Source organism: Mycobacterium sp. SMC-17 (assembly GCF_045310915.1).
Classification (GTDB): domain Bacteria; phylum Actinomycetota; class Actinomycetes; order Mycobacteriales; family Mycobacteriaceae; genus Mycobacterium.
The window spans coordinates 47783-72982 of record NZ_JBJIAK010000029.1; the positions used below are offsets into that span (position 1 = coordinate 47783).

Here is a 25200-nt window from a genome sequence, read left to right on the forward strand (position 1 = left end):
CTTGTGCAGTGTCCAAACAGTCCTTCGGCGACATCTCCTGCTCGATCGCGCGGACGCTCGACATCGTGGGCCCACGGTGGACGGCCCTGGTGCTGCGGGACCTGTTCGCGGGGATGGCCCGGTTCGAAGACATCCGTCGTGATCTCGGCATCGCATCGAACGTGCTGGCCGCGCGGTTGGAGGACCTGGAGCGCCACGCGATCGTGACACGGCGCCAATACCAAAGTGCGCCTCCGCGTTTCGAGTACGTCCTCACCGACAAGGGACGCGACCTCTATCCGGTGATCGCGACCCTGCTCGCGTGGGGTGACAAGTGGACGGCCGGCGAGGGCGGGCCCCCGGCGCTGCTGGTTCACGATGAATGCGGCTGTGTCACAACGGCAAAGGCCGTCTGTGCCGAATGCGGCGGGGAACTCGGGGCGCTGTCGACGACCGCGGTACCCGGGCCTGGTGCGCGCGTCGGCCCGGGCACCGCGGTGATCGGAGGTTTTCTGGCTCCCGGTGAACCGGGCGCCTAGGCCAGCGTCGCCCGCACGCAGTGCGTGACGTACGGCAACGCCAATCCGGTGCTGCTGGCCAGCGCCGGATGCGTGCTGAGCAGCTCGCGTACCTCGCCCAGCACCTTGCGGCGTACGTCGGCGGGCGAGGTGATGCAGTAGCTCCGGGACGCGACGAGGTCCAGAAGCGCTTGCGGCGTAAGGTAACTCGTCCACTCGAAGCGGTGGGTCTCGATGTCGGTGAAGTCGCCGCACAGGGAGTCGGCAGACGGGTCGTGCTCGCAGCCGATGATGCGGTTCAACTCCTTGACCCAGCCCAGCCGCTCGTCGCGGATGTTCCAGACCAGACCCAGCCGGCCGCCCGGTCGCAGCACCCGTGCCACTTCAGCCGCGGCCCGTTCCGGGTCGAACCAGTGCCAGGCCTGCGCCACCAGGACCGCGTCGACACTGTTGTCCGGCAACGGGATTTCCTCGGCCGTGCCGAGCAGCGCCGGCACCGACGGCAACGACCCGCTGAGTACCTCGAGCATCTCGGGGATCGGGTCGACGGCAGTGACCGCCAGGCCGCGCTCGGCCAGCCGGACGGTCAGCTTGCCGGTACCGGCGCCGAGGTCGAGGACATCGACGGACCCCGCGGGCAGCAACCAATTGATGGACTCCGGCGGATAGGACGGCCGTCCGCGTTCGTACGCGGCGGCCTGCTCCCCGAAGGACAGCGAGCGTTCGCCCGTCACCGGGACGCCAAGTCCAGGGTCTGGCGGATCAGCAGGCCCACCTTGTCGGTCTCGACCAGGAAACCGTCGTGGCCGTAGTCGGACTCGATGACCTCGAGGCCCGGGCAACCCGGCAACAGCGTGGCCAGTTCCTCCTGCAGCCGAATGGGATACAGCCGGTCGGACGTGATGCCGCCGACGATCACCGGCACCGGACAGGACCGCAGGGCCGCCGCGACCCCGCCGCGTCCGCGCCCGACATCGTGACTGCTCAGCGCATCCGTCAGTGCCACATACGTGCCCGCATCGAACCGTGCGGCCAGCTTGCGGCCCTGGTACTCCAGGTAGCTCTCGACCGCGTAAAGGCCGTCGCTGGAACTCTTTTCGTGGTTCTGCGCGGTGTTGCGGAACCGGTCGTCGAGTTCCTTCTCGCCGCGGTACGTCAGGTGCGCGAACCGGCGGGCGATCTGGATGCCGTCGTCCGGGGTGAGTCCCGTCAGGTAGTAGTCGCCGCCGGCCCAGTTCGGGTCGGCCTTGATGGCCGCGACCTGCGCGCACTGCGTGCCGATCTGGTCGGCGGTGGCCCGGGCGCCGACCGCCAGCACCAGCCCGGCCCGCACCGTGTCGGGGTGTCCCACAAGCCATTCCAGCGCCCGCGCGCCGCCCATCGAGCCACCGACGACCGCGGCCACCTGGGTGATGCCGAGGGCGGCCAGCGCCGCCAGGTCGGCGTTCACCTGGTCGCGCACGGTGATGGTGGGAAACCTTGAGCCCCAGGGCTTTCCATCGGGAGCGAGCGAGCTGGGACCCGTCGAGCCGCGGCAGCCGCCGAGCACGTTGGTGGCGATGGCGCACCAGCGGTCCGTGTCGATCGGGGCACCGGGACCGGCGACGCCGTCCCACCAGCCGCCCGTCGGATGGTCCGGCCCGGCCGGCCCGGTGACGTGGGAGTCACCGGTCAGCGCGTGCAGCACCATCACGACGTTGTCGGCGGCGGGGGACAGCTCACCCCAGCGCTGCACCGCGATGGACACGTCGGGCAGCACGATGCCGCTCTCCAGCGTCAGCGAGCCGATGTTCACCACACCGGTCTCGCCTTCGGCAGGCAGCAGCGGCGCTGCGGAGATGTCAGACACGGGCACGTCGATAATCGTCACACCAAGGCCGCCTTTCGGTCGGCACCCCCCACCGATCCAGCAGCAGCGAAGCCCTGCTCCAGGTCGGCGAGGATGTCTTCGATGCCCTCGATGCCGACAGCCAGCCGCACCAGGCCCGGGGTGACTCCGGAGGCCAGCTGCTCGTCGGCGGTCAGCTGCTGGTGCGTGGTCGACGCGGGGTGGATCACCAGCGAGCGGACATCACCGATGTTGGCGACGTGGCTGTGCAGGGTCAGCGCGTTCACGAACGCCTTGCCCGCCTCGACACCGCCGGTCAGTTCGAACGACAGCACCGCACCGGTGCCCTTGGGGGCCAGCTTGCGGCCCAGCTCGTACCACGGGGACGACGGCAGGCCGGCGTAGTTCACCGAGAGCACGTCCGGGCGGCCCTCGAGGTACTCGGCGACCTTCTGCGCGTTGGACACATGGCGTTCAACGCGCAGAGACAGCGTTTCCAATCCCTGCGCGATGAGGAAGGAGTTGAAGGGGGCGGCGGCGCTGCCCAGATCACGCAGCAACTGCACGCGCGCCTTGAGCGCGTAGGCCGGTGCGCCCAGGTCGGCGAACACCACACCGTGGTAGCTCGGGTCGGGCTCGGTGAACCCGGGGAACTTGCCGTTGGTCCAGTCGAAGGTGCCACCGTCGACGATGACGCCGGCGATCGCCGAGCCGTGCCCGCCCAGGTACTTGGTGGCCGAGTGCACGACGATGTCGGCGCCGTGGGCCAGCGGCTGGATCAGGTACGGGGTGGCGACGGTGTTGTCGACGATCAGTGGCACGCCGTTGTCGTGGGCGACGCCCGAGACACCCGGGATGTCCAGGATGTCGATCTTCGGGTTGGAGATGGTCTCCGCGAAGAACGCCTTGGTGTTCGGCCGGACGGCGGCGCGCCACGAGTCGAGGTCGTCGGGGTCCGCCACGAAGCTGACCTCGACGCCGAGCTTGGGCAGCGTGTAGTGCAGCAGGTTGTAGGTGCCGCCGTACAGCCGCGGCGAGGCCACCACGTGGTCGCCGGTGCCGGCGATGTTGAGGATCGCGAAGGTCGCGGCAGCCTGCCCGGACGACAGGAACAGCGCGGCCACGCCACCCTCGAGAGCGGCGACGCGCTGCTCGACCACATCGGTGGTCGGGTTCATGATGCGGGTGTAGATGTTGCCCGGCTCGGCCAGCCCGAACAGGGCGGCGGCGTGGTCGGTGTCGCGGAACGTGTACGACGTCGTCTGGTAGATCGGCAGCGCCCGGGCATTGGTCGCGCTATCGGGGCTCTGACCTGCGTGGATCTGCTTCGTCTCGAAGCTCCAGCGCGCGGTGGGGTCGATGGCCTCAGTGGTCATGTTAGGGGTGTCTCCTGTGAGTTTTTAGGTACGACGAAGGGGTGCGCGAACTCGCACGAATCACAGACAGCGACGCATAGGAAGCCTCCACTCACCCAGTCATCCGGGTCCGTGGTGGCGGACCCGCGCTTGCCTCGCAGCCGATGTACGGCTGCTCAACCTGGTCGTCTCCCGGGGCACCCCACCGCGGATGGAGGGTTGCCGGCCAGCAAGCCGGGGCTTGACGCTGGCACTCATGACCGGACTCGAGGGTAACTCACGAGGCCGGGCAACTGCTAGCTGGTGCCGTCCGGTGGGCGGGACACGGCGTGTCGTCGTCGGTCCGCTTCGCGCAGCCTGTCGGTATCGATCCAGATCTGTGCATGACAGACCGGACCACCGGAAACTCGCCCCGCCGGTCACGGTAGTTTCGTAACCGTCGTGCGACGGGGTAGTCATGTGCAGACGCCGGACTCGACATAGATTTTCGTACGTACCGTCCGTGACGCCGGGAGAGTGACCATGAGTGGCGAGAAACCATCCATCATCTACACGTTGACCGACGAGGCGCCGCTGCTCGCGACGTACGCCTTCCTGCCGGTCGTCCGCACCTTCGCCGGCGCCGCCGGTATCGACGTCCAGACCAGTGACATCTCGGTGGCGGCCCGCATCCTCGCCGAGTTCAGCGACTACCTGACCGATGAGCAGAAGGTCCCCGACAACCTGGGTGAGCTGGGCCGGCTGACGCAGGAGCCCGACACCAACATCATCAAGCTGCCCAACATCAGTGCCTCGGTGCCGCAGCTCGTCGCCGCGATCAAGGAGCTCAAGGAGAAGGGCTACAACCTGCCCGACTACCCGGGCGACCCGAAGACCGACGAAGAAAAGGCGATCAAGGATCGCTACGGCAAGTGTCTCGGCAGCGCGGTGAACCCCGTTCTGCGCGAAGGCAACTCGGACCGTCGTGCCCCGAAGGCGGTCAAGGAGTACGCCCGCAAGCACCCGCACAGCATGGGCGAGTGGTCGCAGGCCTCCCGCACGCACGTCGCCACCATGAAGACCGGCGACTTCTACCACGGCGAGCAGTCCATGACGCTCGACAAGGACCGCCGCGTGAAGATGGTCCTGAAGACCAAGTCCGGCAAGACAATTGAGCTCAAGCCCGAGGTCAAGCTCGACGCCGGCGACATCATCGACTCGATGTACATGAGCAAGAAGGCGCTCATCCAGTTCTACGAGGAGCAGATGGAGGACGCCTACAAGACGGGCGTCATGTTCTCCCTGCACGTCAAGGCGACCATGATGAAGGTCAGCCACCCGATCGTGTTCGGCCACGCCGTACGCATCTTTTACAAGGACGCATTCGCCAAGCACCAGAAGCTCTTCGACGAGCTGGGCGTCAACGTCAACAACGGTCTCTCGGACCTGTACGACAAGATTTCGACGCTGCCCAAGTCGCTGCACGACGAGATCGTCGACGACCTGCACAAGTGCCACGAGCACCGTCCCGAGCTGGCCATGGTCGACTCGGCCCGCGGTATCACGAACTTCCACTCGCCGTCCGACGTCATCGTCGACGCCTCGATGCCGGCCATGATCCGGCTCGGCGGCAAGATGTACGGCGCCGACGGAAAGCTCAAGGACACCAAGGCCGTCAACCCCGAGTCGACGTTCTCCCGGATGTACCAGGAGATCATCAACTTCTGTAAGACGCACGGCCAGTTCGACCCGCGGACCATGGGCACCGTGCCGAACGTCGGTCTCATGGCGCAGAAGGCCGAGGAGTACGGCAGCCACGACAAGACCTTCGAAATTCCGGAGGACGGCGCCGCCAACATCGTCGACATCGACACCGGTGAGGTGCTGTTCACCACGAACGTCGAAGAAGGCGACATCTGGCGCATGCCCGTCGTGAAGGACGCGCCGATCCGCGACTGGGTCAAGCTGGCCGTCACCCGCGCCCGGCTCTCCGGCATGCCCGTGGTGTTCTGGCTGGACCAGGAGCGTCCGCACGAGGCCGAGCTGCGCAAGAAGGTCGCGACCTACCTCAAGGATCACGACACCGAGGGCCTCGACATCCAGGTGATGTCGCAGGAACGCGCCATGCGGCACACCATCGAGCGGGCCATGCGCGGTCAGGACACCATTGCCGCGACCGGCAACATCCTGCGCGACTACCTCACCGACCTGTTCCCGATCCTGGAACTGGGCACCAGCGCCAAGATGCTGTCGATCGTGCCGCTGATGGCCGGCGGCGGCCTGTACGAGACCGGCGCCGGCGGTTCGGCGCCGAAGCACGTGCAGCAGCTGGTCGAGGAGAACCACCTGCGCTGGGATTCGCTGGGTGAGTTCCTGGCCCTGGGCGCGAGCCTCGAGGACCTGGGCAACAAGACCGACGACGCCAAGGCTCTGTTGCTGGCCAAGACGCTGGATGCCGCCACCGGAAAGCTGCTGGACGAGAACAAGAGTCCGTCGCGGCGCACCGGTGAGCTGGACAACCGCGGCAGCCAGTTCTACCTCGCCATGTACTGGGCGCAGGCCCTGGCCGAGCAGACCGAGGACGCCGAGCTGGCCGCCAAGTTCGCTCCGCTGGCCAAGACGCTGGCCGCGAACGAGGAGAAGATCGTCGCGGAACTGGCTGCGGCACAGGGCAGCCCGGCCGACATCGGTGGCTACTACTACCCGGACCCGGAGAAGACCTCGGCGGTGATGCGGCCGAGCGCCACCTTCAACGCCGCGCTGGCTTCCGCCCAGGAGTAATTCACCTCGAACGTGAGCTTGGGTGTCGATTTTTGGCACCCAAGCTCACGTTCGTCGTTTCCGGCCTGTCGTACCCCGACGTTAAGGTTCTGCTTCGTGATCGTCACCACCATCAACGTCAATGGCATCCGCGCCGCGGTCAAAGAGCGCTCGGCGGAGAACCTCGGGCTGCTGCCGTGGCTGAAGGACACCAAGTCCGACGTCATCTGCCTGCAGGAGACCCGGGCCGACGACACGCAGCTGACGCAGGCCCTGGCGCCGGCTCTCGACGCGGGATGGCAGCTGGCGTCGGCCGAACCGTCCGCCAAGGGCCGCAACGGAGTGGCGGTGTTGTCGCGGGCGCCGATCACCGCGGTGCGGGTGGGGCTGAGTCCGGACTGCGAGTTCGTCGCGCACGGGCGGTATGTGGAGGTCGACACCGACGGTGTGACGGTCGCCAGTGTGTATGTGCCCACCGGTGAGGCCGAGACCGACAAGCAGGTGGAGAAGGAGCGCTTCATGGTGGCGCTCGCCGGCCGCATGGCCGAGCTGACCCGCAAGCGCCGCGATGTGGTGATCTGCGGCGACTGGAACATCTGCGCGACGGAGCTGGACCTGAAGGCGTGGAAGGCCAACGTCAAGAAGTCCGGGTTCCTACCGAGTGAGCGGCAGTGGCTGGCCGAATTGATGGCCTCCGGCTGGACGGACGTGGTGCGCGAGCTGCACCCGGACGTCGCCGGGCCGTACAGCTGGTGGTCATGGCGCGGCAAGGCGTTCGACAACGACGCCGGGTGGCGCATCGACTACCACCTGGCCAACGCAAAACTGGCGCCCAAAGCCGTTGCGGCGCGGGTGGAACGGGCCGCGGCGTATGCGCTGCGCTGGTCGGACCACGCGCCGGTGACGGTCGAGTACAGCTGATCTTGCGGCCGGTTCGGTGACCGGCCTCCTGCAACAGTCCGCGCCCGGAGTCGTCAGCTTCGGCTGACATTGTCACCATGTGCTGACTGTGTCAGCCGATGCTGACAGGTTCAGATCGCACACGTCCCAGGAAGCGGCGACACGCCGATCGGGGTGCAACCGCGATATCGACGATGGTGTGGCGGGCTCAGCTCCGAAGGGGTAGAGCCGACACCAGCGGGGTGTCCACTCCGACACGACCGATCGCACTGGCGCCGCCGGGCGAGCCCAGGGGCGCGTCGCGTCCGGGGAGTACCTCATCGAAGAATGCGGCATTGTCGGCGAGGTACGCGAGCTGGTCGTCGGGCAGGTCGGCGTCGTAATAGATCGCATCGACTCGGCAAGCCAGCTTGCAGGCACCGCAATCCACACATTCCCGCGGGTTGATGTAGAGCGCCCGATCGCCTTGGTAGATGCAGTCGGCCGGGCACTCCTGCACGCACGACATGTCCGTGACATCAACGCATTCTCGTCCGATTACGTAAGTCATACAACGGACGGTATCGATGACGGAACGCTTGACCTCAGTGGCCGAAAGTTACTGATAACAGGGCCGGAAGTCCCCAATCTGTTACTGGATGGGACGGAGTGGCTCGTGGCCGACCGCATCGCCCCACTGCGGGTCGCGCCCGAGATGACGCAGCAGCCGGTCGAAATCCGTTGCGCTGTCACCTGCTTGGGCCGGACCGAACGGCGCATCGGGCATGCTGCGGAAGTCCCCGTCGGGCACGGCCAGAGCCAGAGGGAGCGCAGTGGCAATGACGTCGTCGGGCAGCGCGAAGGGGACGCCCAGACTGGCGGCGACGTCCCAGCCATGCACGACGTAATCGATCAGGTGGAAGCCGATCCCCATCTCCGCCGGTACCGACGTGCCGAGTTCCGGCAGGGCGAACTGACTGTCGGGGTCCGCGGCGGCGAACGCATCCACCACATCATGGGCGGCTGCGGCGTAGTCGCCTACCGGGTCGTGCGTGTCGCGACAAGAAGCCGGATTCCATAGCGCGAGGTCCTGGCCACCCCGACGCGCGGCGGCGGCGAACCCGCGGTGCTGGACCGTCATGTGAGCAAGAAGGTCGGCCAAATCCCAAGCGGCACAGGGTGTCGGGCGCCGAAGGTCGGCAAGCCTGACGGTGTTGACGACGTCGACGGAGGCAAGGATGGCGCGGCGATGGGTACTGAGGAGATCAGTGGAAACTGTAGGCATGAGCTGATCGTAAGCACATGCATACGATATGGCAATGCCTACGATGATCGGATGCCGGCCAAGCGCCCTGACCTTGCTGCGATGCTCGCGCCGCTGCTGCGCGAGTTGATGGCTGCCGAACAGCCCATCCTCGACAAGCACGGCGTGAGCATGTGGGGATACGTCGTGTTGGTGGCGCTCGATGAGACGCCGATGCGGTCGCAGGCCGTGCTGGCGCAGGCGATCGGCGCCGACAAGACCCGCATCATCCGCACGCTCGACGATCTGCAGGACCGCGGCTACATCGAGCGCACACCCGACCCCGACGACCGCCGGGTCCGGCTCCTGTCGATCACGACCGCCGGGCGCCGCCTCAAAGACGCGGTGCAGGCCGACATTCACCACGGTGAGGAGCGCTGGCTCGGTGAGCTGAGTGCCGAGGAACGGCGCGTCTTCCTCAAAGTGCTGCAACGCCTGACGCCGACGCCGCACTGACCACGCCGTCGGCGACCAGTGTCACAGCGTCTCCGTGACCTTCCGCAAGCCGCGTGGCTGATCGGGGTCACCACCGCGGGCGAGCGCCAGATGCAGCGCAAGCTGTTGCAGCGGAAGGATTTCCAAGAGCGGGGACAGCTCGTCGCTGACGCCGCTCGGTAGCGCGATGCCGCCGGCCAGTCCGGCCAGCGCCGCTGGGTCTCCGACACCGAAGACGTCGGCGTGACGCTCGGCGAGCCGTTCTAGTACCGGCGCCATGGCCTGCCCGCCGGCTCCTTCCGGTACGACCGCGAGCACCGGCACCTGAGGGTCGACGGTGGCGAGCGGGCCGTGCAGCAGATCGGCTCCCGAAAACGCCTGTGCGGAAAGGTAAGACGTCTCCATCAGCTTGAGCGCGGCCTCGCGGGCGGTGGGGTAGGAGTAGCCGCGGCCGGTCGCGATGAGTCGCTGCGCGAACCGGTAGCGCTGCGCCACCTCGCGGACCAGCGCGTCGAAGGTCAGGACTTGCTCGCCGAGATCGGGCAGTGCGTCGACGCCGTCGCGGTCGCCGCCCAGCAGCAGTTGCAGCGCGAGCAGCTCCGCCGTGTAGGACTTGGTCGCTGCCACCGACTTCTCGGCACCGGCAAGCACGTCGATGTGGATCGCCGCTGCCGCAGCCAGGTCAGATGCCGCGTTGTTGGTGACCGCGACGGTCAGCGCGCCCTGAGAGCGCGCGACCTCTACAGAACGCACCAGGTCCGGAGAACCGCCGGACTGGCTCACCGCGATGTAGAGCACATCGCGCAGGTCGGGCCGAGCTCCGTAAACCGTCATGGTCGACGGTGACACCAGGCCCGCGGGCAGCCCGTGGTTGATCTCCACCAGGTACTTGGCGTACAGCGCGGCATGGTCGCTGGTGCCCCGCGCCACGAACAGCACGAATCGGGGCGAGGTCGCGGCGATCTGGGCGGCCGCGGCGCGGATCGGTTCGCGGCCTTCGTCGAGCAGCCGGCGCCAGACCTGCGGCTGTTCGACGATTTCGGCGGCCATCAGGTGGCCGGGGATCGTCTGATCGGCACTCATCGTCTTCTCCTTGTTGGCGGCACAATTCAGTAGTAGTCGCTGAGTCGGCTCGACGGCACGGCACACGGCATGGACAGCCCCGGACAAAACCGGATGACGGCAGTGCGAAAATCGAACACATCATGAGCAACAGCGGTGCAGGCGCGGACAAGCGCGTCGTCTTTTCCGGGGCACAGCCCACTTCCGACTCGCTTCACCTGGGCAATGCCCTGGGCGCGGTGCAGAACTGGGCCCACCTGCAGGACGGCTATGACGCGTTCTTCTGCGTCGTCGACCTGCACGCCATCACCGTCCCGCAGGACCCGGAGACGCTGCGTCGTCGTACGCTGGTGACTGCCGCGCAGTACCTCGCGCTCGGTATCGACCCGGCCCGCAGCACGGTGTTCGTGCAGAGCCACGTCGCCGAGCACACCCAGCTGGCGTGGTTGCTGGGCTGCTTCACCGGCTTCGGTCAGGCCTCGCGGATGACGCAGTTCAAGGACAAGTCGCAGAAGCAGGGCGCCGACGCCACGACAGTCGGCCTGTTCACCTATCCGGTGCTGATGGCCGCCGACATCCTGCTGTACGACACCGACCTGGTGCCCGTCGGTGAGGACCAGCGTCAGCACCTGGAACTGGCCCGTGACCTCGCCCAGCGGTTCAACGCGCGCTTCCCTGACACCTTCGTGGTGCCCGAGGCCATGATCCCGAAGGCCACCGCCAAGATCTACGACCTGCAGGACCCGACCGCCAAGATGAGCAAGTCGGCCGCGACCGACGCCGGGCTGATCAATCTGCTCGACGATCCGGCCAAGAGCGCCAAGAAGATTCGCTCCGCGGTCACCGACAGCGAGCGCGAAATCCGGTTCGACACCGAGGCCAAGCCCGGCATCTCCAACCTGCTGACCATCCAGTCGGCGGTCACCGGAAACGCCGTCGACGCCCTGGTGGCCGGGTACGAAGGACGCGGTTACGGCGACCTCAAGAAGGAAACGGCCGAGGCCGTCGTCGAGTACGTCACCCCGATCAAGAACCGGGTCGACGAGCTGCTCGCCGACCCGGCCGAGCTCGAATCGGTGCTGGCTGCCGGTGCCGAGCGCGCCGAGCAGGTGGCGTTCAAGACGCTGCAGCGCGTCAACGACCGGCTGGGCCTGCTGCCGCGTTTGCGCTGAGATTGCCGGCGCCGCGCCGGGACACCGCCGGCGTCGCCTACTAGGCTTTTCGGCAGACAAGGGGGTTTGCCGAAAATGACCGACTCGGACCAGCCGGGCCTACTCGACCGACTGCGTCAGCGGCATCCGTGGCTGGATCGGATCATGCGGGCCCAGGACCGCTACGAGTCCTGCAACGGCGACTTTTACGCCGCCGGCATCACGTACTTCACGGTGTTCGCGCTGTTCCCACTGCTCATGGTCGGTTTCGCGGTGGGTGGCTTCGTGCTGGCATCCCGCCCCGACCTGTTGGCCGAACTCGAGGTGCACATCCGCTCCGCGGTCGCGGGCGACTTCGGTAACCAGCTGGTCGGGCTGATGGACTCGGCCGTGAAATCGCGCACCTCGGTCGGCGTCATCGGCCTGGCGACCGCGGCGTGGGCCGGCCTGGGCTGGATGGCGAACCTGCGCAAGGCCCTCACCGAGATGTGGGAGCAGCAGAGCGAACCCGATGGCTGGCTGGGCACCAAGCTGTCCGACCTGCTGGCGTTGATCTCGGCGTTCATCGCCATCGTCATCACCATCGGCCTGACCGCCCTGGGCGACACCGGATTGATGACGACGGTCCTGCACTGGTTCGGCGTCGGGCACGTGCCCGGCCTCGGCGTGCTGCTGCGGGTGGCGTCGTTGGCGGTGTCGTTCCTCGTGGCGTGGCTGATGTTCACCTGGATCATCGCGCGGCTGCCCCGCGAGAAGGTCAGCCTGCGCAGCTCGGCTCGGGCTGCCCTGATCGCCGCGGTGGGCTTCGAGTTATTCAAGCAGGTCGCGTCGATCTATCTGCGGACCGTCATGCACGGGCCGGCGGGCGCGACGTTCGGTCCCGTGCTGGGCCTGATGGTGTTCGCGTACATCACCGCGCGGTTGATCCTGTTCTCGACCGCGTGGGCGGCGACCGCCGCGGACACGATGGCGCTGGCGCCGGTGGCGCCGCCCGGACCAGCTGCGATCGTCACCCGCTACCGCGAGCGCGAGGGCGTCGACGCGAACAGCGCAGTGGTCGGCGCGGCTGTGGGCCTGCTTGGTGGGCTGGGTCTTTCGCGCCTGGTGCGACGCCGCAGGGGATAGTTGCGCCGGCGGCTCGTTGCCGACCGATGGTGTATATGCAACACTGGTGGCATGGTCCACGCCGCTGTCGATGAGATCGTCAGTAATTGCCTGGCGGTTCGCGTCCGGCTGCTCGGCCGGGCGGTGACGAGTCTGTACGACCATGCCCTCGAGGAGCACGGCGTCAGCATCGCCCAGATCAATCTCATGGCGGCGCTGGGGAAGGTGGGGCCCTGCTCGCCGGCCCGGATCGGTGAGGTGCTGCAGCTGGAGCGGTCGACCGTCAGCCGCAACCTGAGTCTGTTGATGAAGCACGGCTGGGTGGAGGCGGTCTCTGCGAACGCCAAAGGGGTGCGTGAGGTCGCGCTGACCGGATCGGGCCGCAAGAAGATCGAGACCGTGCTGCCGGCATGGCGGCAGGCGCAACAGGAGGCCGCCGAGCTGATGGGTGCCGGCGGCGTCAAGGCGGTCCGGACCCTGGCGACCAGTATCGGTCTGCCGCCCGGCGACTAGCAATCGGTGGGGTTCGGCTCATTCCCGCGATCCCAACGTTGTATATACATCAAATAGAGGAGCTGTCATGTCACATCCCACCTCGAAGATCTTCATGATCGGCGCGACCGGGGCCCAGGGCAACCCGATCGTCCGCGACCTCGTCGCGGACGGAAAGTACTCCGTCCGCTTCCTCACTCGCGACGCCACGAGTGCGCGGGCCAAATCGTTGCTCGAGCTGGGAAACGTCTCGGCGCTCGAAGGCACCTTCACCGACGAAAACATGCTGCGAGAAGGCTTCCGCGGATGCGACGGTGCGTTCATCAACATCGACGGATTCAACGCCGGTGAGAAGACCGAGATGTACTGGGCCATCCGCGCCTACGAGATCGCCATCGAAGAAGGCATCCGATTCTTCGTCTACGGGAACCTCGACTACGCACTCAAGAAGGCCGGCTACGACTCCAGGTACCGCGCCGGCCACTACGACGGCAAGGGCCGCATCGCCGAATGGATCCTGCTGCAAAATCAGGTGAATTCGGCTCGGATGGGCGCCGCCATCTTCACATCGGGGCCGTACATCGAGATGACGATCTCACCCCTGACGCCCATGGCACCCAGCGTGGAAGACGGCGTCGTCACCTGGCGGGTACCACTCGGCGACGGTGCGGTGCCCCATGTCTCACTCGAGGATTGCGGTTACTACGTCCGCTGGCTCTTCGACAACACCGACCGCTCCAACGGCATGGACCTCGAGGTGGCCATCGACCACATCCCGTATCACGAACTTGCCCGGGCATTCGAGGCGGTCACCGGGCACCCCGCCCGATACGTCGACACCGACATGGACGCGTACTGGCGCGGGCCGCTCGGGGGCGTCGCCGACAGCCCTGCCGGATACAACGCCGACCCGAATGACCCGAGCACCATGACATTTCGCGACAACTTCACCGGCTTCTGGAATCTGTGGAAAGACGGCATCATCACGCGGGATTACGCGCTGCTGGACGACATCCACCCGAACCGGATTCGCACCGCTGAGCAGTGGTTCAGACGCGAAGACGAACTCGGCAGGGCGACCGGGAAAGGCAGCCTCTGGGAACGCGTCCAGCCGGAGAACTGGACTCTGGACTCGGCTGTGCTGAAGAGCAGCCAGGACCTGCGCACCGGAAAGCTCTGATCCCGGTCGGCACGCCGCCGTCAGCAGCCGTCGGGGCACACGATGTCGACGAGAGCCGACGGGGTGCCGCCCTCCAGCGTGCGCACGCCACCGACCGTGCAGGCCGTCAGCGGTGCCGTGGGTGTCTGATTGAGTTGCACCAGATACCCCGCGGCCCGCAGGTCGTTGACGGCCCCTTCGGCCGACGCTGCCGATGCCGTCGGCGCGTGCAGCATCACGACGGCAGCCAGCGCCGCCATGCCCGACCCGATGAGTATTGCTTTCATGTCATCCCACTTCCTGGTGGGCCGGTCGCCGGCGCACCAGCGCCATGATCGACCAGCGGTTCGAATAACCCTGTCCGACAAGGACGCCCACGCTCAGCAGCGCCATGATCGGATATTGGGCGATGAGTTGGTCCGAGCTCCAGTAGACGGCCAGCAAGCCCGCCGAGGCGACGGCGGACAGCGTGCTGAACACACCGAGGATCAGAACCAGACCCAGTGTCACTTCGGTCAGCGGGGTCATGACGCCGGCGAGGTCGGCCGTCGGCCGCAACAGGTGCTCGGCGACGAAGCGAAAGTATTCCGGCACACGCGAATTCGCTGACGCGCCGTCGACGACCAGCAGGATGTCCGCACGCCCGAAGTGAGCCCGGAACTTCACATAGCCCTCATGAAGCCACAGCAGTCCCAGCCCGACCCGGACCGCGCCGAAGAGTATCGACGCGGCCAGGTCGGCGCGGTCGCGCGTGTTCAGTGCGCGGGTGGTCATCAGATCGGACATCACATGAGGGAGGCAGCGCCGAAGACTGCCTTCGCCTTGTCGCAGTGGATGACGACGGTGGTGTAACCCATGGTGTCGATGCCGGACAGCGGGAACGACTGCGTCGCCTGGTCGAACTTGATGGCGGCGATCTCCTTACCCGCCGCGACATCGGACTCGGTGGACCCCTTCGTCAGGTACACGTGCAGGTCCGGGCCCTCGTCGGACGAGAATTCCGCGAACTCCAGATTCATGCCGGTCACGGTCGCCGTGCCGGCGACGTGCTTGCCATTGAGGCCGGTGAAATGACCCGTGCGCGCGGCGGAGCTCGCGGTGGCCATCGCGGAGGTCATGGTGGACGACATCGCGGAACTGGCGGGGCTCGACGAACCGGCCGACTTCATCTCGTTCGCACCGCACGCGGTGAGCGTCAGTGCGAACACCGCAGCTGCTGTCGCTGCGATCGGCTTGATGACCATGTGGAACTCCTTCGAGCGTCGTGGGGTGCCGATCACCCCGTCGCCGACGAAGTTAGGGAGCGCCCGGCGGGCGTTCGACAAAGATTTCAGAACCGTAAGAATCAGCCCGATACCCGGCCCGCTGTCTAGGCTCAGCACCATGAGAGGTGCGACATGGATGCGCCCGTGAGCTCCGACAACGGCGGCGGAGCGCACGTCGTGCTGGTCGAAGACGACCAGCGGGTGCGGACCGCGGTGGCGGCGTACCTGCGCGCCAAAGGTTTTCGGATCGACGAGTTCTCCGACGGGGAAACCGCGCGCGACGCCGTGCAGCGCTCGACACCCGACGTACTCGTGCTCGACCGCATGCTGCCTGGGCTGTCCGGCGACGACCTGCTGCGCGACATCCGCAGCCGCTCCGACGTTCCGGTGATCATGCTGACCGCCCTCGGGGCGAGCGGTCACCGGATCGACGGCCTCGAACTCGGTGCCGACGACTACCTCGCCAAGCCCTTCGCGCTGCGTGAGCTGCAACTACGCATCTCGAAACTGTTGCGGCACAGGGTCTCCCACCAGTCGCCGCTCGCTCCGTTCGTCGTCGGCCGGTTCCGCATCGACCCCACGATGCGCCGGATCACCTGCGGCAGCGCCGATGTCGAACTGACCGGACGCGAATACGAACTGCTGCTGTTCCTCCTCAAGAACCCCGACCGTGTGGTTTCCCGTGATGAGATGTTGCGCGAAGTGTGGGGCTGGAGTGCCGGCGACGCGTCGACGGTCACCGTGCACATCCGGCGGCTCCGCGAGAAGATCGAAGCCGACCCACGTGACCCCGTCTACCTGCGCACCGAGTGGGGCACGGGGTACCGGTTCACGCCATCGGGGCGGTCGGCATGATCCTCGGCGCGACGGACCTCGTCATCATCGCGGTGACGGCCCTGATCTGTACGTCGGTGGCCACCGGCGCGGCGGTTCTCGTCATGCAGCTGAATCGGCGCGGCTCCATCGGGACGCACGTGGCGGCGCTGATCGGCGCGACGATCGTCGCGATCGTCGCCTCCACGGTGGCGATCTCGATCGAGATGTACCTGTCGTCGCACGACCTACAGGTGCTGCTGGCGGTGCTCGCCATCTCGGCGCTCATGGCCGGCCTGGCCGCCGGGTTCATGCTGCGACGGCTGCGGCGGTCACTGGCCCGGCTGCAACGCGCGGCCCGGCAGATCGGCAGCGGCGAGGTCGTCACGGCGGACGTCGACAGTTCGCGCGAATTCGCCGAACTGTCCAGCCAACTCGCGCAGTCGTCCGCGCAGCTGGCGGCGGCCCGCGCCGAGGTCGAGCAACTCGACGCGTCGCGCCGTCAGCTGGTGGCCTGGGTCTCGCATGATCTGCGGACGCCGCTGGCCGGTATGCGCGCGATGGCCGAGGCGCTCGAGGAAGGCGTGGTCGACGAGCCGGCGGACTACATCCGCCAGATCCGCGATCAGGTGGATGCGGTCAACGGCATGGTCGACGGGCTGTTCGAGCTGTCCAAGATCCAGAGCGGCATGCTCAAGCTCAGCAAGGAGCCGGTGGTGCTCCTCGACCTCGTCTCCGATGTCGTGTCCGACATGCAGGCCCTCGCGGCCACCCGCGGCATCCGCATCACCCACGCGGGGATGGCCGACGCGGTGCTGCATGCTGACGCCGGAGAGCTGTCCCGGGTGGTGGCGAACCTGTTGGTCAACAGCATTCGGCATGCGCCGGAGCACTCCGAGATCGAGGTCTCGGCGCAGCGGCTCGACGGCGACCGGATTGTGCTCACGGTGCTGGACCAGGGACCAGGCGTGCAGTCCCAGGATCTGGGCCGGATGTTCGACATGGGCTGGCGTGGCACCGCGGCCCGCACCCCGGAAGACGGTGGGGCGGGCGCCGGCATCGGCCTGGCCATCGTGCGGGGCATCGTCGAGGCGCACGGCGGCGAGGTTTCCGCTGCCCACGTGCCCGGCGGGTTCCGGCTGGATGTGACGCTGCCGACGGCGTGATCGTCAGGCGTCGGGCGGACCCGCGGTGAGCACCCTGGGACCGAGCTGGTGCGCCAGTTCCAGTGCCAGTTCCATGGCCAGGCGCCGTTCGCCCGGCTGGTAGCCGAGCAGCTCGGTCGCGCGGGCCACGCGCTGCAGCACGGTGTTGCGGTGGGTGTGCAGCCGGCTGGCGGCGCGCGGCGCGTTGTCGGCCTCGTCGAGGAAGACGCGCAGGGTATCGCGCAGGCGGGCCGCCGCCGACGTGTCCTCGGCGAGCGGGCCCAGTGTGGCGGCGACGAATTCGGCTGCGCGGTCGGCATTCTGGGCCGCCAGCGCCGTGACCTCCAGGTCACGGAACAGCGCGACGCGTGCGCCACCGGGGTGCCCGGCGAGCAGACTCTGGATGGACACCGCCGCCTCGTGGGAGCGGCGGAAGCCGGCGATGCCCGGCCGGGTCGGTCCCACCGCGACGCGAATATGGTTCTGCGCCTGGTTGATTGCGTCAGATAGGGAGTCGACGGCCGGCTCGTTGGTGCTGCCCAGCCAGGCCCACAACGTCGACGGGCCGACGGACAGCGTCAGCGGCGGACGCGTGCCCGCGGCTCGCGCCAGCACAGCCGCCGCCGATTCCAGCGCGCCCTGCACGTCGCCGTGCGGTGGCGTCCACAGCACCAGCGCGGTGTGGCGCTGACGCAGGTCGTACCCCAGGCGTTCGCCGGCTCGCGCCGCATCGATGGCGGCGCCGTCGAGGATGAGCCTGATGGTCTCGGCGCGGCGGGCGATGGCCCCGCCGAGGACCTCCTCCCGCTCGCGTTGCGCCGCGGCGATGACGTTGGCGACGACGTGGTCCACGTACTCGAACATGCGCCCCGACGCCACTTCCAGCAGCTCGATCAGCAGCGGGCCGGACGGCACGAGCTGGGTGGCGTGCGCCATGTAGCGCCGCCACGCCACGTTCTGGCCGCGCCGGTAGGACTGGAAGATCACGTCGAGGTCCATGCCGCGCCGGGCAACCGTGCGGGCGACATCGAGGGCCTCGGGCGGGATGTCGATGGCCGCCATCTTGGCCTCGCGGCGGGCGTACATCGACAGCAGCCGGGCTGCGTTGGCGCGGTTACTGGCCGAGGTGTCCGCCAGCACGGCCGCGTCGGACCCGGCGGCGGGGGTCAGCGCGACCTCGGCGGCGTCCATCTCGGCGACCAGGTCGTCGATCTCGGCCAGCATCAGTTCGGCGACGTCTCCCATGAGGTTGATGACCTCAGGTGATGGGGTCTCAGCGGCCATCAACGCAGTATGCGCCTGCACATATCACTGCGTGAGTACTGGGCCGTCGCACCTGTGCTGTGTGTCGCAACATCCATAGCGTTAGTGCCATCACACCATCACCTCCAACCGATCAGGAGTCACAGTGTCCACCTCAATGAAGCGGTCCGAGACGCGCGATGTCGATGTGTTGATCATCGGAGCGGGTATCTCCGGCATCGGCGCGGCGTACCACCTGAAGGCGAACCGCCCGGGTACGTCGTTCCTGATCATCGAGGGGCGCGACGCCATCGGCGGCACCTGGAGCCTGCACAAGTATCCCGGCATCCGCTCGGACTCCGACATGCCCACCTTCGGCTTCGGCTTCAAGCCGTGGACACACCGCAAGTCCATCGCCGACGGCCACATCATCCTGGACTACCTGCAGCAGGCCGTCGACGAGAACGGGATCGACGAGCACATCCGATTCGGCCAGCACGTGCAGAACGCGAACTTCGACTCGGACACCGGGCGCTGGACCGTCACCACCACGCACGGCGACGAGACGACGACCTTCACCGGCCGCTTCCTGTTCCTGGGCACCGGATATTACGACTACGAAAAGCCCTTCATTCCCGACTTCCCCGGCAAGGACGACTTCGAGGGCCCGGTGATCCATCCGCAGCTGTGGCCGGAGGACCTGGACTACGCCGGCAAGAAGGTCGTCGTGATCGGTAGTGGCGCAACGGCTGTCACGCTGATCCCGTCGATGGCGGACAAGACCGCTCACATCACCATGCTGCAGCGGTCCCCGAGCTATGTGCTGTCGGTGCCGGCGGCCGATCCGATCACCAACGCGCTCAACAAGGTGCTGGGCCACGAGCGCGCGTTCCCGATCGTGCGGCGCAAGAACATCGCGACCAGCCGTGGGCTGTTCAAGCTGTGCCAGAAATACCCGAAGACCATGCGAAAGCTGTTGATCGCCAACGTCGCCCGGCAGCTACCCAAGGGCTTCGACGTCGATACGCACTTCACGCCGCGCTACAACCCGTGGGAGCAGCGCCTCGCCATGGTGCCCGACGGCGATCTGTTCAAGGCGGTCAAGGCCGGCAAGGCATCGGTGGTTACCGACCAGATCGAGCGGTTCACCAAGCGCGGCATCCTGCTGAAATCCGGCCAGGAGCTGGAGGCCGACATCATCGTCACCGCAACGGGTTTGAACATGTCGGCGTTCGGGAAGATCGCGCTGAGCGTTGACGATCAGGTACTCAGCATGCCGGACCACACCGTCTACAAGGCGATGATGATCTCCGACGTGCCCAACATGGCATTCGCGATGGGGTACACCAACATCGCCTGGACCCTCAAGGTCGACCTGGTCTGCGAGCACTTCTGCCGACTGCTGGACCACATGGAGGCCCACGGGCACGACGTCGTCGTCCCCGTGGTCGAGAACCCCGACATGGAGCGTGGCCCGCTGATGGACCTGTCGTCGGGCTACGTCCAGCGCGGAATCCAGCAGTTCCCCCGCAGCGGCGACAGCGGTTCGTGGCTGGTCAAGCACGCCTACGAGATGGACGCCGAGCGGTTGCGCAACGGCGACATCGAAGACCCGGGCCTGCGGTTCTCATCCGTCAAGTCTGTCGCGTTCGCGTCGTAAAGGATCATCATGAAACAGCTCTACTTCTACAGCCACGGGGTGCGCTGCGCCGCTTGGCATCTGACCGCCGCCACCGACGCGCTGGCCGGTGAGTCCGGCCGGCCGTGCGTGGTGATGGCCCACGGCTTCAGTGGGACCAAGGACACCGCGCTGCTCGGCTTCGCCGAGCCCTTCGCCGCCGCCGGGCTGGATGTTCTGGTGTTCGACTACCGCGGGTTCGGTGAGTCCGAAGGCGTTCCCCGGCAGGACATTTCGATTCCTCGCCAGCGGCAGGACTACCATGCCGCCATCGCCGCGGCGCGGCACCTGCCCGGGGTGGACCCGGACCGCATCGTGCTGTGGGGCACGTCGTACGCGGGCGGTCACGTCATCGCTGTCGCAGCTCGCGATCAGCGCGTCGCGGCCGTCATCTCGATGAATCCGGCAGTCGACGGTGTCGCCACGCTGGCGCATCTGCGTCGTACCTGCGGGACCGGCTACCTGGTGCGCTCGACGGTCAACGCCCTGCGGGACGTGATCGGCAGCGCGCTCGGGCGGCCCGCGCACATGGTGCCGGTGGTCGGGCAGCCCGGATCGAACGCGGTGATCGCGACGTCGGGATCGGAGGAGGCCTGGCTGCCCGTCGCCGGGCCGACGTGGCGCAACGAGGTGCGCGGCCGGCACGCCCTCGGCGTCGCGTTCAACCGACCGATCACGAAGGCCGGCAAGTTGAACTGTCCGATTCTCGTGCAGCCCGGCACCGACGACCGCATCGCGCCGGCGGTCGCGGCGCGGAAGGCGGCCCGTCGCGCCGGGTACTGGGCGCAGCTGCGGGAGTACCCCACCGACCATCTCGACTTCTACGACGGTCCCTGGCAACAGCGGGCTCTGGCCGACCAGCTCGACTTCCTCAAGCGCGATCTGGCGCCGACACAAGGCCACCTGTACGAAACCCACTCTGCCTGAAAGGAATTGATCGATGAAGACCACCGCAGCCGTACTCCTGGAGCCGGGCAAGCCCTTTGAGATCATGGAACTCGATCTCGATGGCCCCGGCCCCGGCGAGGTGCTGATCAACTACACCGCCGCGGGACTGTGTCACTCCGACCTGCACCTGTCCGACGGTGACCTGCCGCCCCGCTATCCCATCGTCGGCGGGCACGAGGGCGCCGGCATCATCGAGGACGTCGGCCCCGGCGTCACCAAGGTCAAGCCCGGCGACCACGTCGTGTGCAGCTTCATCCCGAGCTGCGGCCACTGCCGGTACTGCTCGACCGGCCGGCAGGCCCTGTGCGACATGGGAGCCACCATTCTCGAAGGCTCCATGCCCGACGGCTCGTTCCGATTCCACAAGGGCGGCAAGGATTTCGGCGCCATGTGCATGCTGGGGACGTTCGCCAAGAAGGCCACCATCTCGCAGCACTCGGTGGTCAAGGTCGACGACTGGCTGCCGTTGGAGACCGCCGTGCTCGTGGGCTGTGGTGTGCCGACCGGGTGGGGCGGCGCCACCTACGCCGGGAATGTGCGTCCGGGCGACATCACCGTCGTGTACGGCATCGGCGGTATCGGCATCAACGCCGTCCAGGGCGCGGCCCATGCCGGGGCGAAATACATTGTGGCCGTGGATCCCGTGGCCTTCAAACGGGACACCGCGCTGAAATTCGGTGCGACACATGTGTTTGCGAGCGCCGAGGCCGCGGCCGAGAAGATCAACGAACTGTCGTGGGGCCAGGGCGCCGACCAGGCCATCATCTGCGTCGGCACGGTCGACGAGGACGTCGTCACGTCGGCGTTCAGCGCCATCGGCAAGGGCGGCACCGTCGTCGTCATCGGTATGGCCAACCCCGAGAAACTCACCATTCATGTCTCAGGCCTGGAGCTGACGTTGTTCGAGAAGACGATCCGTGGCTCGTTGTTCGGCTCGGCGAACCCGCAGTACGACATCATCCGCCTGCTCCGGCTCTACAACGACGGGCAGCTCCAGCTCGATGACCTGGTGACCACGAGGTACACCCTCGAAGAGGTCAACCAGGGCTACCAGGACCTTCGTGAGGGCAAGAACATTCGCGGGATCATCGTGCACTGACCGAACCGGGTTGTAGCTTGGACCGCGTGATCTCGGTGATCCCGCAGTGGCAGATCGGACCGGCGCAGGTGCCGGTGCACGGTTTGTTCGTGGGGCTGGGCGTACTGGCCGCCGTGATCGTGTTCGTCCACGAGGCGCGCCGCCGCGGCGCGGTGAACGAACAGTCACTGGTGGCCGTCACCGGTGCGCTCGTCGGCGGGGCGATCGGCATGCGGGCGTCGGGGTTGGCGCGTCACCTGGATTTCAGTGCCAACCCGACTGTCGCGCAGGCGTGGGAGTACGGGTCCAAGAGCATCCTCGGTGGGCTACTCGGCGCTTACCTCGGCGTCTTGGTCGCCAAGCGAATTGGGGGGTACCGAGGTAAGACCGGCGACCTGTTCGCGCCGGCGGTCGCCCTCGGGATGGCGGTAGGCCGAATCGGCTGTCTGCTGACCGAGGCACCCGGACGGCCGACGACGCTGCCCTGGGGGGTGCACGCCCCGGCGAGCACCCCCGAGTGCCCAGGGTGCGTGGCGGGACTGGCCATGCACCCGTCGTTCGTGTACGAAATCGTCTTCCAGCTGGCGGCTTTCGCTGTGCTCATGTGGTTGCGGCCCCGCATCACCCATCCCGGCGAGCTGTTCGTCATCTACATCGCCGCGTACGCGGTGTTCCGCTTCTTCGTGGAGTTCGTCCGTGCCAACCAGACGGTGTGGCTGGATCTGACACGGCCGCAATGGTTTCTGCTGCCATCATTGGCGCTCTTGGGGTTCCGGATATGGCGCGGCTATTGCCGTGGCTACTACCCGATTTCGTCGGCAGACAAGGAGGGCGACCGTGTCCGAGCCGCCAATTGATTATCCAGACGATGAGCCCGGCAATGGCGTGCCGCCCGGTCAGAATCCGCAACACCCCCAGTACCCGCAATACCCCCAATATCCGCCGCAGTACCCGCAATACCCTCAGTACCCGTCGCAGTACCCGCAATACGGCTATCCGCCGCCGCGGGTGCCGAATCCGAACGGGGTCTCGGTCGGTGGCGCGATCGGCGGGGTCTTCATCTTTCCGGTGCTGAACCTCGGCATCGGGTTCGTCACGGTGATGCTCGCCGACCAGGGGAAGGCGCTGCTGGCGTTCGGCGCTGCGCTGTTGGCGCTCATCGCGTTCGGGGGCGGCTTCGCGTTGTGGAAGACCGGCAGCCCGGTACCCAAGGGGCTCGGCCTCGGTCTGATGATCGGCTGGGCCCTCACCTCGATCCTGACCGTTGGATACTGCACCGGCCTCAACCCGACGATGTACACATGACGGCGGGCATGGGTCTGCGCGGTGACCGCATCCTGCGCTACGTGACGGCCTACTGCCCGCGCTGTCACCACGAGGCTCCCGAACGGCCGCTCGCCGATGTGGCGCGACTGGCCGGCCGGCTCGTCGAGCGCGACGGGAAGGTGTGGCTGGAGCGGGGTTGCCCGGCACATGGCCTGATCAGCACTCTGTACGACGAGAGCCCCGAGATCCTTGCGTACCTGGAGGAGTGGACCGCCCCGACCAAGGCGCACATGCCTGATGTGGCAGGCAATTTCGACCCGATCCCGTCGGCGTATCTGCGCGGGCTGCCGGAGATGCAGACCCAGCACACCTGCATCCTGCTCGAAGACATCGCCGAGGTCTGCAATCTCCGGTGCCCCACCTGCTTCACCGACTCGTCGCCCGACCTGCGCAATGTGGTGCCCGTCGCCGACGTGCTGGCCAATGTCGATCAGCGGCTGGCGCGGGAGAACGGGCGCCTCGACGTGCTGATGCTCTCCGGCGGGGAACCGACGCTGCATCCCGATCTGGCCGAACTGCTCGACGCACTGACCAGCCGGCCCATCACCCGAATCCTGGTCAACACCAATGGCATCCGGATCGCCACCGACGATGCCCTCCTCGAACTGCTCAGCGGCCACCGGCACCGCGTCGAGGTGTATCTGCAATACGACGGACTGTCCGAGACGGCGCACCGGCACCACCGCGGCGGCGACCTCCGCAAGCTGAAAACGCTGGCATTGCAGCGCCTTTCGGAGCGCCAGATTTTCACGACGTTGGTGATGGCTGCCGCGCTCGGCGTCAACGACGATGAGATCGGCGACATGGTGCAGCTGGCGCTGAATACCCCCTATGTCGGCGGTATCACCATTCAGCCGCAGTTCGGCTCGGGGCGGTCGGGCAACCTGGACGCACACGACCGGCTGACGCACACCGGTGTGCTGAGCAGACTCGACCCGCAGACCGCCGGCCTGGTGACCTGGCGGGACCTCACCGCGCTGCCGTGCTCGCATCCGCACTGCTGCTCGGTCGGCTACGTGCTGCGCGACGATTCGGGGCAATGGCGGTCGCTGGTGTCGCTGATCGGCCATGACATTCTCAAAGAACGACTCGGGTTGGTGTCCAACAGGATCGCCGACAGCGAGCTGCCGCAGGAACTGCAGCTGGCGGTCCGGGAATCGCTCCTGGGGTTGTTGTCCGAGCAGTCCTCGCTGTCGCATCCCGGGATCGGCGACGTGTGGCGAACCATCTGCCAGAACTGCGATCTGGGCATGCCGACGCTGCTGGCGCTGGCGTCGTCGGCCCTGCCGGGCGGAAAGAACCGGGTGCGGAAACTGTTGGGCGAGCGGGTGGTTCGCATCACCGTCAAGCCGTTCATGGACATCTCGACGATGATCGAAGAACGTCTGGTGCAGTGCTGCGTCCATGTCGGCACCCGGTCGAGCCAGGACCAGTGCGCGCCGTTCTGTGCGGTACAGGCGTGGCCGGCGCTCGGGCGTCAGCGGATGTCCGTCGCCGCGGGCACTGATTTGGGAAAGGCCTTGCCGCTCACGGTGATTTGAGGGCCAGGTGCCCGCGAACCTGCCACAGGGTGATATTTCGGTCGGATTTTCGCCGTGTGGTCAGGCTCGCGGACTTGGGTTCTCGGTTACTCGCAAGAACCCGCCCTGATTACAGGATCAACGCCATCTCAGCGGCGCCGCTCGTTCACCCTCACGTGGC

The 25200-nt window shown here is 67.1% G+C and carries 26 protein-coding genes and 1 riboswitch; of the genes, 16 read left to right on the plus strand and 10 right to left on the minus strand.

Annotated features, from left to right (window positions below; all coding sequences use genetic code 11):
• Positions 1–8: 8 nt before the first annotated feature.
• Positions 9–518, plus strand: coding sequence for a helix-turn-helix domain-containing protein (locus ACJH7A_RS18780; protein WP_133428142.1), 510 nt, complete (start codon positions 9–11; stop codon positions 516–518).
• On the opposite strand, the gene ACJH7A_RS18785 is transcribed toward ACJH7A_RS18780, so the two are convergent.
• Genes ACJH7A_RS18785 through ACJH7A_RS18795 form a run of 3 tightly spaced genes read right to left on the minus strand, consistent with a single transcriptional unit; the run spans position 515 to position 3701 of the window.
• Positions 515–1231 carry a class I SAM-dependent methyltransferase gene (locus ACJH7A_RS18785; RefSeq protein WP_061004895.1) on the minus strand — a complete coding sequence of 239 codons (717 nt, stop codon included), beginning with the start codon at positions 1229–1231 and terminating at the stop codon, positions 515–517. The two genes, ACJH7A_RS18780 and ACJH7A_RS18785, sit on opposite strands and share 4 nt — an antisense overlap.
• Complete coding sequence (locus tag ACJH7A_RS18790) at positions 1228–2367, minus strand: homoserine O-acetyltransferase (protein ID WP_061004893.1); 1140 nt, start codon at positions 2365–2367, stop codon at positions 1228–1230. Before ACJH7A_RS18790 ends, ACJH7A_RS18785 begins: the two co-directional genes overlap by 4 nt.
• Positions 2364–3701, minus strand: a complete 1338-nt coding sequence (locus ACJH7A_RS18795) for a bifunctional o-acetylhomoserine/o-acetylserine sulfhydrylase (RefSeq protein WP_064857305.1) — start codon at positions 3699–3701, stop codon at positions 2364–2366. Before ACJH7A_RS18795 ends, ACJH7A_RS18790 begins: the two co-directional genes overlap by 4 nt.
• A gap of 120 nt (positions 3702–3821) precedes the next feature.
• Positions 3822–3942, minus strand: a riboswitch (SAM riboswitch).
• A 260-nt stretch (positions 3943–4202) separates the two neighbouring features.
• On the opposite strand from ACJH7A_RS18795, the gene ACJH7A_RS18800 reads away from it, so the two are divergent.
• Both ACJH7A_RS18800 and ACJH7A_RS18805 read left to right on the plus strand, forming a co-directional pair.
• A complete protein-coding gene (locus tag ACJH7A_RS18800) occupies positions 4203–6440 on the plus strand; it encodes an NADP-dependent isocitrate dehydrogenase (protein WP_212806709.1) in 2238 nt (745 codons plus the stop codon).
• A gap of 96 nt (positions 6441–6536) precedes the next feature.
• Positions 6537–7340: an exodeoxyribonuclease III gene (locus ACJH7A_RS18805; RefSeq protein ID WP_406802516.1), complete on the plus strand. Its 804-nt coding sequence runs from the start codon at positions 6537–6539 to the stop codon at positions 7338–7340.
• A gap of 187 nt (positions 7341–7527) precedes the next feature.
• On the opposite strand, the gene fdxA is transcribed toward ACJH7A_RS18805, so the two are convergent.
• A complete protein-coding gene (gene fdxA, locus ACJH7A_RS18810; RefSeq protein ID WP_406802517.1) occupies positions 7528–7869 on the minus strand; it encodes a ferredoxin in 342 nt (113 codons plus the stop codon).
• An 81-nt stretch (positions 7870–7950) separates the two neighbouring features.
• Positions 7951–8583 (minus strand): TIGR03086 family metal-binding protein, encoded by a 633-nt coding sequence (locus ACJH7A_RS18815; RefSeq protein ID WP_406802518.1) that lies wholly within the window; start codon positions 8581–8583, stop codon positions 7951–7953.
• Positions 8584–8634: 51 nt separating this feature from the next.
• Here ACJH7A_RS18815 and ACJH7A_RS18820 point away from each other — a divergent pair, with 51 nt between their 5' ends.
• On the plus strand, positions 8635–9057 hold the full coding sequence (locus ACJH7A_RS18820; protein WP_406802519.1) for a MarR family winged helix-turn-helix transcriptional regulator: 423 nt from the start codon (positions 8635–8637) through the stop codon (positions 9055–9057).
• 21 nt (positions 9058–9078) lie between these two features.
• Here the strand turns inward: ACJH7A_RS18820 and ACJH7A_RS18825 are convergent, their stop codons facing one another.
• On the minus strand, positions 9079–10086 hold the full coding sequence (locus ACJH7A_RS18825; protein ID WP_406802532.1) for an SIS domain-containing protein: 1008 nt from the start codon (positions 10084–10086) through the stop codon (positions 9079–9081).
• Positions 10087–10241: 155 nt separating this feature from the next.
• Between ACJH7A_RS18825 and trpS the strand changes: the two genes are divergently transcribed.
• The 4 genes from trpS (at position 10242) to ACJH7A_RS18845 (ending at position 14025) form a co-directional block, all read left to right on the plus strand.
• Entirely contained in the window at positions 10242–11270 is a 1029-nt protein-coding gene (gene trpS, locus ACJH7A_RS18830; RefSeq protein ID WP_406802520.1) for a tryptophan--tRNA ligase, read from the plus strand.
• Positions 11271–11345: 75 nt separating this feature from the next.
• A complete protein-coding gene (gene yhjD / locus ACJH7A_RS18835; RefSeq protein WP_406802521.1) occupies positions 11346–12374 on the plus strand; it encodes an inner membrane protein YhjD in 1029 nt (342 codons plus the stop codon).
• 51 nt (positions 12375–12425) lie between these two features.
• On the plus strand, positions 12426–12866 hold the full coding sequence (locus ACJH7A_RS18840) for a MarR family winged helix-turn-helix transcriptional regulator (protein WP_212806702.1): 441 nt from the start codon (positions 12426–12428) through the stop codon (positions 12864–12866).
• Between the two features lie 67 nt (positions 12867–12933).
• Positions 12934–14025 (plus strand): NmrA family NAD(P)-binding protein, encoded by a 1092-nt coding sequence (locus tag ACJH7A_RS18845; protein ID WP_406802522.1) that lies wholly within the window; start codon positions 12934–12936, stop codon positions 14023–14025.
• 20 nt (positions 14026–14045) lie between these two features.
• Here ACJH7A_RS18845 and ACJH7A_RS18850 read toward each other — a convergent pair whose 3' ends face one another.
• The 3 genes from ACJH7A_RS18850 to ACJH7A_RS18860 are packed head-to-tail and all read right to left on the minus strand — an operon-like array spanning position 14046 to position 15248.
• A complete protein-coding gene (locus ACJH7A_RS18850) occupies positions 14046–14291 on the minus strand; it encodes a hypothetical protein (protein WP_406802523.1) in 246 nt (81 codons plus the stop codon).
• Between the two features lies 1 nt (position 14292).
• Entirely contained in the window at positions 14293–14790 is a 498-nt protein-coding gene (locus tag ACJH7A_RS18855) for a hypothetical protein (RefSeq protein WP_406802524.1), read from the minus strand.
• Positions 14790–15248, minus strand: a complete 459-nt coding sequence (locus tag ACJH7A_RS18860) for a DM13 domain-containing protein (RefSeq protein ID WP_318987316.1) — start codon at positions 15246–15248, stop codon at positions 14790–14792. The genes ACJH7A_RS18855 and ACJH7A_RS18860 overlap by 1 nt, the downstream gene beginning before the upstream one ends.
• A 153-nt stretch (positions 15249–15401) precedes the next feature.
• On the opposite strand from ACJH7A_RS18860, the gene ACJH7A_RS18865 reads away from it, so the two are divergent.
• Both ACJH7A_RS18865 and ACJH7A_RS18870 read left to right on the plus strand, forming a co-directional pair.
• Positions 15402–16124, plus strand: a complete 723-nt coding sequence (locus ACJH7A_RS18865; protein ID WP_406802525.1) for a response regulator transcription factor — start codon at positions 15402–15404, stop codon at positions 16122–16124.
• Positions 16121–17248 (plus strand): sensor histidine kinase, encoded by a 1128-nt coding sequence (locus ACJH7A_RS18870; protein ID WP_406802526.1) that lies wholly within the window; start codon positions 16121–16123, stop codon positions 17246–17248. The genes ACJH7A_RS18865 and ACJH7A_RS18870 overlap by 4 nt, the downstream gene beginning before the upstream one ends.
• A gap of 3 nt (positions 17249–17251) precedes the next feature.
• On the opposite strand, the gene ACJH7A_RS18875 is transcribed toward ACJH7A_RS18870, so the two are convergent.
• Positions 17252–18511 carry a CdaR family transcriptional regulator gene (locus tag ACJH7A_RS18875; protein ID WP_073695907.1) on the minus strand — a complete coding sequence of 420 codons (1260 nt, stop codon included), beginning with the start codon at positions 18509–18511 and terminating at the stop codon, positions 17252–17254.
• Between the two features lie 136 nt (positions 18512–18647).
• Here ACJH7A_RS18875 and ACJH7A_RS18880 point away from each other — a divergent pair, with 136 nt between their 5' ends.
• From ACJH7A_RS18880 to ACJH7A_RS18905, 6 genes are read left to right on the plus strand one after another with little or no spacing between them, the layout of a single operon-like run.
• Positions 18648–20129 (plus strand): flavin-containing monooxygenase, encoded by a 1482-nt coding sequence (locus tag ACJH7A_RS18880; protein WP_406802533.1) that lies wholly within the window; start codon positions 18648–18650, stop codon positions 20127–20129.
• 9 nt (positions 20130–20138) lie between these two features.
• The gene (locus tag ACJH7A_RS18885) at positions 20139–21074 is read left to right on the plus strand and encodes an alpha/beta hydrolase (protein WP_073695905.1); all 936 of its coding nucleotides are present in this window, start codon (positions 20139–20141) and stop codon (positions 21072–21074) included.
• A gap of 13 nt (positions 21075–21087) precedes the next feature.
• Positions 21088–22194: an NDMA-dependent alcohol dehydrogenase gene (locus ACJH7A_RS18890; RefSeq protein ID WP_406802527.1), complete on the plus strand. Its 1107-nt coding sequence runs from the start codon at positions 21088–21090 to the stop codon at positions 22192–22194.
• A 35-nt stretch (positions 22195–22229) separates the two neighbouring features.
• Complete coding sequence (locus ACJH7A_RS18895; RefSeq protein WP_406802534.1) at positions 22230–23030, plus strand: prolipoprotein diacylglyceryl transferase; 801 nt, start codon at positions 22230–22232, stop codon at positions 23028–23030.
• Positions 23011–23478 (plus strand): hypothetical protein, encoded by a 468-nt coding sequence (locus ACJH7A_RS18900; protein ID WP_406802528.1) that lies wholly within the window; start codon positions 23011–23013, stop codon positions 23476–23478. The genes ACJH7A_RS18895 and ACJH7A_RS18900 overlap by 20 nt, the downstream gene beginning before the upstream one ends.
• The gene (locus ACJH7A_RS18905; RefSeq protein WP_318987324.1) at positions 23475–25040 is read left to right on the plus strand and encodes a radical SAM protein; all 1566 of its coding nucleotides are present in this window, start codon (positions 23475–23477) and stop codon (positions 25038–25040) included. Before ACJH7A_RS18900 ends, ACJH7A_RS18905 begins: the two co-directional genes overlap by 4 nt.
• The last annotated feature ends 160 nt before the right edge of the window (positions 25041–25200 follow it).

Coding starts and splice junctions, on each gene's coding strand:
- ACJH7A_RS18795 (WP_064857305.1), bottom strand. CDS start 3,701: ATGACCACTGAGGCCATCGACCCCACCGCGCGCTGGAGCTTCGAGACG.
- ACJH7A_RS18800 (WP_212806709.1), top strand. CDS start 4,203: ATGAGTGGCGAGAAACCATCCATCATCTACACGTTGACCGACGAGGCG.
- ACJH7A_RS18860 (WP_318987316.1), bottom strand. CDS start 15,248: ATGGTCATCAAGCCGATCGCAGCGACAGCAGCTGCGGTGTTCGCACTG.
- ACJH7A_RS18885 (WP_073695905.1), top strand. CDS start 20,139: ATGAAACAGCTCTACTTCTACAGCCACGGGGTGCGCTGCGCCGCTTGG.
- ACJH7A_RS18870 (WP_406802526.1), top strand. CDS start 16,121: ATGATCCTCGGCGCGACGGACCTCGTCATCATCGCGGTGACGGCCCTG.
- ACJH7A_RS18905 (WP_318987324.1), top strand. CDS start 23,475: ATGACGGCGGGCATGGGTCTGCGCGGTGACCGCATCCTGCGCTACGTG.
- ACJH7A_RS18840 (WP_212806702.1), top strand. CDS start 12,426: ATGGTCCACGCCGCTGTCGATGAGATCGTCAGTAATTGCCTGGCGGTT.
- ACJH7A_RS18855 (WP_406802524.1), bottom strand. CDS start 14,790: ATGTCCGATCTGATGACCACCCGCGCACTGAACACGCGCGACCGCGCC.
- ACJH7A_RS18845 (WP_406802522.1), top strand. CDS start 12,934: ATGTCACATCCCACCTCGAAGATCTTCATGATCGGCGCGACCGGGGCC.
- ACJH7A_RS18890 (WP_406802527.1), top strand. CDS start 21,088: ATGAAGACCACCGCAGCCGTACTCCTGGAGCCGGGCAAGCCCTTTGAG.
- ACJH7A_RS18880 (WP_406802533.1), top strand. CDS start 18,648: ATGAAGCGGTCCGAGACGCGCGATGTCGATGTGTTGATCATCGGAGCG.
- ACJH7A_RS18825 (WP_406802532.1), bottom strand. CDS start 10,086: ATGGCCGCCGAAATCGTCGAACAGCCGCAGGTCTGGCGCCGGCTGCTC.
- trpS (WP_406802520.1), top strand. CDS start 10,242: ATGAGCAACAGCGGTGCAGGCGCGGACAAGCGCGTCGTCTTTTCCGGG.
- ACJH7A_RS18820 (WP_406802519.1), top strand. CDS start 8,635: ATGCCGGCCAAGCGCCCTGACCTTGCTGCGATGCTCGCGCCGCTGCTG.
- ACJH7A_RS18815 (WP_406802518.1), bottom strand. CDS start 8,583: ATGCCTACAGTTTCCACTGATCTCCTCAGTACCCATCGCCGCGCCATC.
- ACJH7A_RS18875 (WP_073695907.1), bottom strand. CDS start 18,511: ATGGCCGCTGAGACCCCATCACCTGAGGTCATCAACCTCATGGGAGAC.
- yhjD (WP_406802521.1), top strand. CDS start 11,346: ATGACCGACTCGGACCAGCCGGGCCTACTCGACCGACTGCGTCAGCGG.
- fdxA (WP_406802517.1), bottom strand. CDS start 7,869: ATGACTTACGTAATCGGACGAGAATGCGTTGATGTCACGGACATGTCG.
- ACJH7A_RS18865 (WP_406802525.1), top strand. CDS start 15,402: ATGGATGCGCCCGTGAGCTCCGACAACGGCGGCGGAGCGCACGTCGTG.
- ACJH7A_RS18850 (WP_406802523.1), bottom strand. CDS start 14,291: ATGAAAGCAATACTCATCGGGTCGGGCATGGCGGCGCTGGCTGCCGTC.